This is a genomic window from Xanthobacter autotrophicus (assembly GCF_030015065.1).
Taxonomy (GTDB): domain Bacteria; phylum Pseudomonadota; class Alphaproteobacteria; order Rhizobiales; family Xanthobacteraceae; genus Xanthobacter; species Xanthobacter autotrophicus_D.
Genome location: NZ_JAIVFN010000056.1, coordinates 20235 through 28754 on the forward strand (window position 1 = coordinate 20235; position 8520 = coordinate 28754).

The 8520-nt window shown below is 67.7% G+C and carries 8 protein-coding genes; 6 read left to right on the forward strand and 2 right to left on the reverse strand.

The window, feature by feature from the left end; genetic code table 11:
• The first annotated feature begins 13 nt into the window (after positions 1-13).
• From pstS to phoB, 6 genes are all read left to right on the forward strand, one after another.
• A complete protein-coding gene (gene pstS / locus K9U40_RS12695) occupies positions 14-1054 on the forward strand; it encodes a phosphate ABC transporter substrate-binding protein PstS (protein ID WP_414114860.1) in 1041 nt (346 codons plus the stop codon).
• 129 nt (positions 1055-1183) lie between these two features.
• Complete coding sequence (gene pstC, locus K9U40_RS12700; protein ID WP_282890559.1) at positions 1184-2176, forward strand: phosphate ABC transporter permease subunit PstC; 993 nt, start codon at positions 1184-1186, stop codon at positions 2174-2176.
• Between the two features lie 13 nt (positions 2177-2189).
• The gene (gene pstA, locus K9U40_RS12705; RefSeq protein WP_282890560.1) at positions 2190-3023 is read left to right on the forward strand and encodes a phosphate ABC transporter permease PstA; all 834 of its coding nucleotides are present in this window, start codon (positions 2190-2192) and stop codon (positions 3021-3023) included.
• Positions 3024-3074: 51 nt separating this feature from the next.
• Positions 3075-3899 (forward strand): phosphate ABC transporter ATP-binding protein PstB, encoded by an 825-nt coding sequence (gene pstB, locus K9U40_RS12710; RefSeq protein ID WP_282890561.1) that lies wholly within the window; start codon positions 3075-3077, stop codon positions 3897-3899.
• Positions 3900-4020: 121 nt separating this feature from the next.
• Entirely contained in the window at positions 4021-4749 is a 729-nt protein-coding gene (phoU, locus tag K9U40_RS12715; RefSeq protein WP_282890562.1) for a phosphate signaling complex protein PhoU, read from the forward strand.
• Between the two features lie 86 nt (positions 4750-4835).
• Complete coding sequence (phoB, locus tag K9U40_RS12720; RefSeq protein WP_203194853.1) at positions 4836-5537, forward strand: phosphate regulon transcriptional regulator PhoB; 702 nt, start codon at positions 4836-4838, stop codon at positions 5535-5537.
• Between the two features lie 390 nt (positions 5538-5927).
• On the opposite strand, the gene K9U40_RS12725 is transcribed toward phoB, so the two are convergent.
• Both K9U40_RS12725 and K9U40_RS12730 read right to left on the reverse strand, forming a co-directional pair.
• Entirely contained in the window at positions 5928-7295 is a 1368-nt protein-coding gene (locus K9U40_RS12725; protein WP_282890563.1) for a flavin monoamine oxidase family protein, read from the reverse strand.
• Between the two features lie 108 nt (positions 7296-7403).
• A partial coding sequence (locus K9U40_RS12730; RefSeq protein WP_282890564.1) for a flavin monoamine oxidase family protein occupies positions 7404-8520 on the reverse strand: 1117 nt, incomplete at its 5' end.

The window sequence follows — 8520 nt, forward strand, 5'->3', positions numbered from 1 at the left end:
AAGGAGAGATACCGTGAAGATCACCACCGCTCTCGGCATGCTTGCCGTGGCCGGAACGCTGTTTGCCGGCAGCGCTTCCGCTGGCGACATCACCGGCGCCGGCGCGACATTCCCGGCCCCCGTGTATCAGGCTTGGGCCGTTGCCTATAAGGAGAAGACCGGCACCGGGCTGAACTATCAGTCCATCGGCTCCGGCGCCGGCCAGACCCAGATCTTCAACCGCACGGTGGATTTCGGTGCCTCCGACGCTCCGGTCCAGACCGAGAAGCTTGCCCAGCAGAAGCTCCTTCAGTTCCCGGCCGTGATCGGCTCCGTGGTTCCGATCGTGAACCTCGAAGGCATCGCCGCCAACCAGCTCAAGCTCACGGGCCCGGTGCTCGCCGACATCTATCTCGGCAAGATCACCAAGTGGAGCGACAAGGCCATCGCCGACCTCAACCCCGGCGTGAAGCTGCCCGACCTCGGCATTGTGCCGACCTATCGCTCGGATGGATCGGGTACCACCTTCGTGTTCGCCTCCTACCTGTCCGACGTGAGTGCCGACTGGAAGTCGAAGGTCGGCGCTGCCACCTCCGTGTCCTGGCCGGCGGGCGCCGGTGGCAAGGGCAACGAAGGCGTTGCCGGCACCGTCAAGAACACCAAGGGCGCGATCGGCTACGTGGAATACATCTACGCCTCTGCCAACAACCTTGTGACCGTTCAGCTCCAGAACAAGGCCGGCAAGTACGTGTCGCCGACCGTCCCGGCCTTCCAGGCCGCTGCCGCCAACGCGGACTGGGCCGGTGCAAAGGACTTTGCCGCCTCCATGATCAACACCCCCGGCGACGCCACCTGGCCGATCACCAGCGCCACCTTCATCCTTCTCCCGAAGGAGCCGAAGTCGGGTGAGCAGGCTGCCGAGGTGATCAAGTTCTTCAACTGGGCCTTCGACAACGGCAACGAGATCGCCGAGAAGCTGCACTATATCCCCCTTCCGAAGGATGTGGCCGCCCGCGTGCGCGAGGCCTGGAAGGCCGAGGTGAAGGTGGACGGCAAGCCGGTCTGGGCGAACTGATCGAGGTGTTTGCACCGTCCTGCCGGACGGAATGACGGGCGGCGGCCGGATCTCCGGCCGCCGCCCTTCTGATCGGATGATTTTGATCGCGGCAGATTATTTGAGCGTCGTGGTGGGGGAAAACGGACGATGGACGCGACCATGAATGGAACCGGTAGCCCCTCGGCGGGCGGCGCGCTGGAGTCGATCAGCTCCGCAAGGGCCGTCGGCCGGACTGCCGACGCAATCTTCGTTGCCCTGCTGTGGGGATGTGGCATTTTCGTGCTCATCCTGCTCGGCCTTATCATCGCGATGCTGTTCGAGGGCGGCCTCCCGGCGTTTCGCAACTTCGGCCTGGATTTCCTCTGGACCGCCACCTGGAATCCCGTCACCGAGAATTTCGGTGCCCTGGTGATGATCTACGGCACGCTGTTCAGTGCCATCATCGCCGTCGTCATCGCGCTGCCCCTCTCATTCGGGATTGCGTTCTTTCTCAGCGAGATCGCGCCGGAATCCCTGAGGCGGCCCATCGGCGTCGCCATCCAGTTGCTCGCGGCCGTGCCGTCCATCATCTACGGCATGTGGGGCTTCTTCATCATCGCGCCCCTGATGGCCGCATACGTGCAGCCGCCGCTGATCGACCTTCTGGGTCCGCTGCCGGTGATCGGCCTGTTGTTCCAGGGACCCGCACTGGGCGGCGGCATGCTGACGGCGGGCCTGATCATGGCAATCATGATCCTTCCCTTCATTACCGCCATGTTTGTCGAAACGCTGGAATCAGTGCCGCCCATGCTGAAGGAATCAGCCTACGGCGTCGGCGCCACCACCTACGAAGTCTACAAGAACGTCTCCATCCCCTATGGCCGCACGGCGATGGTCGGCGCGATCATGCTGGGCCTTGGCCGGGCATTGGGAGAGACCATGGCGGTCACTTTCGTCATCGGCAATGCCACGCGGCTTTCCGCATCCTTGTTCGCGCCCGGCGCGACCATCGCATCCACCATTGCAAATGAATTCCCCGAGGCCGCGCAAGGATCCTTGAAGCTCGACTCGTTGCTCGCCCTCGGCTTCATTCTTTTCGTGATCTCTTTTATTGTGCTGGCGCTTTCGCGCTTCCTCGTCCGCTCGAACCTGAAGTCCTGAGGAGCAGACCAGCATGTCCTCCCTCGCCGTCCGTCGCAGCAAAGACTACGCCGTCAAGGCAATCAGCACCGGGTTCGCGGTCTTGGCCCTGTTTCTTCTTGCCTGGATTCTCTTCACCCTTGTTCAGAAGGGGCTTCCCGCTCTCGGACTGAACGTGTTTACCCAGGTCACGCTGCCGCCCGGCCAGAATGGCGGCTTGCTGAATGCCATCGTGGGGTCGCTGATTCAGATCGGCATCGCCATGGTCATCGGGACGCCCATCGGCCTGTTGGCCGGCACGTTCCTGGCCGAGAACGGCAAGACCACCACGGTGGGCCATGTGGCTCGCTTTGTGAACGACATCCTGCTGTCGGCTCCGTCCATCCTCGTGGGCCTGTTCGTCTACACCTTCCTGGTTGCCCCGATGGGCGGGTTTTCGGGCTGGGCCGGCGCGGTGGCCCTCGCCATCCTGGTCATCCCGGTGGTGGTGCGCACCACCGAGGACATGCTGAACCTGGTGCCCGTGGGCCTGCGCGAGGCGGCCTTCGCGCTGGGCGCGCCGCAGTGGAAGGTGGTGATGCTCATCACCTGGCGCGCGGCGCGGGCGGGCATCGTCACCGGCATCCTGCTCGCCATTGCCCGCGCGGCCGGCGAGACGGCGCCGCTGCTCTTCACCTCGCTCGGCAACAATTCCTGGTCCACCGACTTGTCGAAGCCCATGGCGAGCCTGCCCATCGCCATCTACCAGTATGCTGGCAGCCCGTTTGACGACTGGGTCTCCCTCGCCTGGGCCGGCGCACTCCTCATCACCGTGGGCGTGCTTGTGCTCAACGTGGCGTCCCGCCTGTTCCTGGCGCGGAACCGCTAGGCTCCGCCGTACCCGAACCATCCCGGATTCATCCTCCGAAGCGAGGCCAAGATGACTTCAGCCGTCGATCCCACCTTCAACCTCTCCTCCTCGGTCGCCGCCCGGCCGGATGCGCCGCCGGCGCCCGCCAAGATCAAGGTGGAGAACCTGCAATTCTACTACGGCAGCAACCACGCGCTGCGGAACATCAACTTCGAGGTTCCGGAAAAGCGGGTGACCGCCATGATCGGTCCCTCGGGCTGCGGGAAGTCCACCCTGCTGCGCATCTTCAACCGCATGTACGACCTCTATCCCGGCCAGCGGGCCGAGGGCGCCGTGCTGTATGACGGTGTCAACATCGTGGGCAAGGAGCTGGACCCCACCATCGTGCGCACCCGCATCGGCATGGTGTTCCAGAAGCCGACCCCGTTTCCCATGTCCATCTATGACAACATCGCCTTCGGCGTGAAGCTGCACGAGAAGCTGAACAAGGCGCAGATGGACGAGCGCGTGGAATGGTGCCTGCGCAAGGCCGCCATCTGGGACGAGACCAAGGACCGCCTGCACACCTCCGCCCTCGGCATGTCCGGCGGCCAGCAGCAGCGCCTGTGCATCGCCCGCACCATTGCGGTGCGCCCCGAGGTGATCCTGCTGGACGAGCCGACCTCGGCGCTCGATCCCATCTCCACCTCGAAGATCGAGGACCTGATCGACGAGCTGAAGCAGGAATTCACCATCGTCATCGTCACGCATAACATGCAGCAGGCCGCGCGCTGCGCCGACATCACCGCCTTCTTCTATCTCGGCGAGCTGATCGAGGTGGCGCCTTCGGACGTGATCTTCACCAATCCGAAGGAGATCAAGACGCGCGACTACATCACCGGCCGCTTTGGCTGACGACCGGAGCGGCTTCGCGCCTGCCCGGTCGCGGGGCCGCTCGAGATTTTTGCTTTAGCGCATTTTCTTCACGCGAACCGGTGTCCACTTCGCAGGAAAATGCTTGAGAAGGATTATTCCGATGCCGGAGCATACCGTTGCCTCCTTTGACCAGGAGCTGAAGGAAATCGGACGCAAGGTGGTGGAGATGGGCGGCCTCGCCGAACGGCTGGTCGCCGACAGCGTCTCTTCCCTCATCAAGCGCGACGGCGCGCTCGCCCAGAAGGTGGTGCTGCTCGATTCCACCGTGGACCAGATGCAGCGCGAGATCGAGGATCGCGCCATCCTCGTCATCGCCAAGCGCCAGCCGGTGGCCAACGACCTGCGGGAGATCGTGTCGGCCATCCGCATCGCCAACGATCTGGAGCGCATCGGCGACCTCGCCAAGAATGTGGGCAAGCGCGTCATCGCCATCGAGGGCGAGTATCATCCGGCGAAGCTGGTGCGGGGCGTGGAGCACATCTCCGACCTCGTGCTGGAGCAGCTCAAGGAGGTGCTCGACGCCTACGCCGCCCGTAACGAGGCCAGGGCGGTGGAAGTGTGGGGCCGCGACGGCGCCATCGACACCATGTACACGTCGCTGTTCCGCGAACTCCTCACCTATATGATGGAGGATCCGCGCAACATCTCCGTGTGCACGCACCTGTTGTTCTGCGCCAAGAACATCGAGCGCATCGGCGACCACGCGACCAACGTCGCTGAAATCGTCTATTACATGGTCACCGGCCAGAACCTGCCGGAGAGCCGCCCGAAGGCGGACGCCTCCAGCGAGACCACCGTGGCGTTTCCGGGGCGTTCCGCCCAGGCTTGAGCGGACGTGATGGCCGGTCTGAGCCTGGTCCCGGTCCGTCGGGGCCGGGTCCGGCGGGCCGAAGTTGCAAAGACGGGTGAAGCACTGTGCCGGCGCGTATTCTGATCGTCGAGGACGAGGAGCCCCTGACCCTCCTGCTCCGTTACAATCTGGAGTCGGAGGGCTACGGCGTGGAAAGCGTCGGCCGCGGTGACGAGGCCGAGACGCGGCTGCGCGAGAGCGTGCCCGATCTCGTCATCCTCGACTGGATGCTGCCGGGCCTGTCGGGCATCGAATTGTGCCGGCGCCTGCGTACCCGCCCGGAGACCGAGCGCCTGCCGGTGATCATGCTCACTGCCCGCGGCGAGGAGACCGAGCGCGTGCGCGGCCTCGCCACCGGCGCCGACGATTATGTGGTGAAGCCGTTCTCGGTGCCCGAGCTGCTCGCCCGGGTGCGGGCGCTGCTGCGCCGGGCCAAGCCCGAGCACGTGGCCACCCTGCTGCGCGCCGGCGACATCGAGCTCGACCGCGAGACCCACCGGGTCCACCGCGCCGGACGCGAGGTGCATCTCGGCCCCACCGAGTTCCGGCTGCTGGAATTCCTGATGCAGAGCCCCGGCCGTGTCTTCTCCCGCGAGCAACTGCTCGACGGGGTCTGGGGCCAGGACGTCTATATCGACGAGCGCACCGTGGACGTGCATGTGGGCCGCCTGCGCAAGGCCATCAATCGCGGCCGCCAGTCCGATCCCATCCGCACCGTGCGCGGGGCCGGCTATTCCTTCAACGAGATGTTCGCCCGCGCGCACTGAGGCTCGCGCGCACTGGGGACTCTATCCGGTGAGTTGCGCTCGTCGGCCATTGACCAGCCCGCGCGGGGCCTGGGCGAACCCGCCTGGCATCGGTCGAAGACCGCGGTCGATGACATGGGGCCCATGTGGCGTGAGACGCATGTGGCGTGAGGCCCATGTCCGCCGGGCCCGGCTCTTCGACCGGTGGCATGAAGCCTGCGGGGCGTCCGGGCGAAACCCTCCCGGCGCGGATCAGGGCGCGGAGTCGCTGGCGTGGGCTGAGGCGGCGACGGGAAGGCGCGGGCAGCCCTGGAGCGCTTCATCCCTTCATGGAAACAAGGAATCGCTCCAGGCTCTTGAATGATCGCGTTTTCTTCACGCGGAGCGGTTTCCGCGTCGCTCGAAAACGCTCTATCCCGAGCGCACGCCGATGAGCCCCAGCGCCTGCCTCGCCGCGCGCTCGCCCGAGAGCCAGGCGCCGCCCACGGTGCCCCACAGGGTCTCGTGGGCATGCTCGCCGGCGAACACCATGCGGCCCGCCACCGTCTCGATGAAGGCGCGGCGCATGTTGCCGTAGCCGGGCAGGGCGCAGGAGAAGGCGCCGAGGGCATAGGGCTCCTTGCTCCAGCGCGTGGCATGCACCTTGACCACCCGCGCCGCCGCGTCGGCGCCGAACTCGCGGGTCAGCGCCTCGCGGGCGAAGGCGGCCGCCGCCTCGGGCGTGCCGTTGGCGAGGCCCGCCGCCGTATCGCCGGCCACGTCGAGCGTATAGAGGTCGCTGCCGCCGATGCGGGCGCGCATGATGTAGGCGCGCGGGCCGTCCGCCTTGAAATAGATGGTCTCGTCCGCCGCGAGGCCGGCGGGATTGCGCGGCAGCCGGAAGGCGATGTGGTCATAGGCGCCCAGCGTGATCTTCTCGACGGCGGTGCGGTAGCGCGGCGCGAGGGTGGGCAGGATGCGCAGCTTGCCGGCGGCGATCACGCTCGGCGGCACCGCAAGGATGACGGTGCGCCCCTGCAGGTTGCCCCTGTTGGTCTGCACCGTAACCAGGCGGCCGCTGAGGTCCACGCTGCGGGCCACGGTCTCCAGCCGCACGGTGAGCGGCCGGGCCAGCTGGGTCACCAGCGTGCCGATGCCCTGGCGGCAGACCTCCTCGCCCTCGTGCTCCTCGGAGCGGGCGAAGTCCACGGTGGAGATCTGGTCCAGCTCCTTGGCGCAGTCGAGCGGGCCCACCACGAAACGGGCGCTGGGCCCCCACGGGCCGAGGTCGGGCAGAGCGCGGGCGGCGGGCATGTCGCGCCCGGCATCGCCGGCGGCGCCGATGGCGCGTTCGGCGCGGCGAACGGTGGCGATGAACGTCTCGTAGTCGGCGTCGCGGGCCTCGCGCCCGTTCACATAGAGCCGGCCGCCCTCCGGCGCGCGGACGATGTCGAGCCCCTCCGCCCGCCCATAGGCGGCCATGGGGCGGGATGCCGGCATGTTGAGCCGCGCCGCGCCGAGATCCAAGGGAACGCCGAACAGGGCGGTGTCGGTGACGGTCCGCCCGCCGACCCGGTTCGACGCCTCCATCAGCACATAGGAGCGCCCGGCCTCGGCGACGCGGCGCGCGGCGGAGATGCCGGCGACGCCGGCGCCGATGATGATGACATCCGCCTCGCTCTGCTGTCCGAGCGCGCGGGTGGCGCCGAAGGGCAGGGCTGCGAGGGGCGCGGTCGCGAGCGCGGCGCCGTGGGCGAGGAAGCCGCGGCGGGTCAGGGGGGGAAAGCGCTGGTCGGTCACGGGTCGGACGCTAGCATGGCCGGCGCGGCTGGGCGAGGTGGGCCGGTGGACAATCGGGTGTCCCGGTCGCCCCCTTCGGCGGGCCTCCGGGCGGCGGCGCGGCGGGGCCTACCCCAGGAGGCCGAGCGCCTGCCGGGCCGCCCGCTCGCCGGAGAGCCAGGCGCCGCCGACGGAACCCCACAGAGTCTCGTGGGCGTGCTCGCCGGCGAAGATGAGCCGTTCGGAGACCACCTCCATGAAGGCGCGGCGCATGTGGGCATAGCCGGGCAGGGCGCAGGAGAATGCGCCCAGCGCCCAGGGCTCGCGGACCCAGTTCGTGGCGTGCACCCGCCCCACTCTGGCCGCGGTGCGGGCGCCGAACTCATGGGTCAGCGCCTCCATGAGGAAGGTGCGCGCGGCGTCCTCTCCCGCCTCGGCGAGATCGCGGGCCATCGGGCCGGCCACCTCCAGGCTGTGAAGGCTGCCGCCTCCGATGCGCGCGAGGAGGCCGTAGGCCCTGGGGCCCGTGACCTTGAAATAGATCAGTTCGTCCGCCTTCAGTCCGGCCGGGTTGCCCGGCAGATCGAAGGCGATGTGGTCGTAGGCGCCGAGGGTGATGGTCTCCAGCGCGGTGCGACAGCGCTGCGGCAGGCCCGGCAGGATGCGCAGCCTGCCGGCAGTCATCACGCTGGGTGGCACCGCGACGATGACCACCCGCCCCCCCAGCGTCCCGCGATTGGTGGCGACGGAGATCCGTCGCCGGCTGAGGTCCACGGTATGTGCAGCGGTGTCGAGGCGCACGGTGAGCGGCGCGGCCAGCAGCGCCACCAGGGTGCCGAAACCCTGCCGGCAGAAGTCGTCCATCTCCTTTTCCTCGGACTGGGTGAAATCCACGGTGGAGACCTCGTCCAGCGCCTTGGCGCAGGAGAACGGCCCCAGCGCGAAGCGCGCGCTTTCATCCCAGGGGCCGAGGTCCGGCACCACCCGGCCGGCGGCCACGTCCCGCCCGGCCTCGCCGATGGCGACGATGGCGCGCTCCCCGCGCCGCGTCGCGGCGAAGAATTCGGCGGCTTCGGCTTCGCTCGCGGTCACGCCGTCCGCGATCAGCCGGCCGGTGTCGGGCGCGCGATAGATGTCGAGGCCGGCGGCACGGCCGAAGGCGGACAGGGGATGGGCGTTGGGGGTGTGGATCCAGTGCGCGCCGACGTCGAATGGAACCCCGAAGATGGAGTTGTCGGTGTAGGCC

Excerpts from the sequence above, each read along its gene's own strand:
- pstC (WP_282890559.1), top strand. The coding sequence starts at position 1,184 with ATGGACGCGACCATGAATGGAACCGGTAGCCCCTCGGCGGGCGGCGCG.
- pstA (WP_282890560.1), top strand. The coding sequence starts at position 2,190 with ATGTCCTCCCTCGCCGTCCGTCGCAGCAAAGACTACGCCGTCAAGGCA.
- pstB (WP_282890561.1), top strand. The coding sequence starts at position 3,075 with ATGACTTCAGCCGTCGATCCCACCTTCAACCTCTCCTCCTCGGTCGCC.
- phoU (WP_282890562.1), top strand. The coding sequence starts at position 4,021 with ATGCCGGAGCATACCGTTGCCTCCTTTGACCAGGAGCTGAAGGAAATC.